Source organism: Trinickia terrae, from assembly GCF_005144415.1.
Classification (GTDB): domain Bacteria; phylum Pseudomonadota; class Gammaproteobacteria; order Burkholderiales; family Burkholderiaceae; genus Trinickia_A; species Trinickia_A terrae.
The window spans coordinates 1-371 of sequence record NZ_SWJE01000050.1; the positions used below are offsets into that span (position 1 = coordinate 1).

The window sequence follows — 371 nt, forward strand, 5'->3', positions numbered from 1 at the left end:
CTCGTCGAAGCGCTGCGCCGCGATCTCTTCGCTCAGCACGAACTGCACGGCTCGGAGCGGCTCGCCGATCACATCTACTGGCGCTCGGTGATCGCCGAGTTCGATCAAGGCGAAGCGCCGGTGCGCGGCAGCGCCCCCGAAGGCACGGCCCTGCCGCTGCTGGCGAGCCGCGTCGAATACCTGGGCCGCCTCGTCTCGCTCGCTCAAGGCCAGAGCGCCGTGAACGAAAGTCTCAAGGAATACGTGAGCTGGAGCCGCAAGGCCGGCCTCAACGACTACCACCGCAGCCTGTGCCTCGAGATCACGCTCGCGGCCGTCGCCGGCCACGCCACGCCGATCGCCGAAGCGATGCTCGACGCGTCGGGCGCCGC

1 pseudogene is annotated in these 371 nt (G+C 69.5%); it reads left to right on the forward strand.

Going from position 1 to position 371, the window contains the following annotated elements:
- Positions 1-371: pseudogene (locus FAZ69_RS33025) on the forward strand (helix-turn-helix transcriptional regulator); the annotation flags it as partial.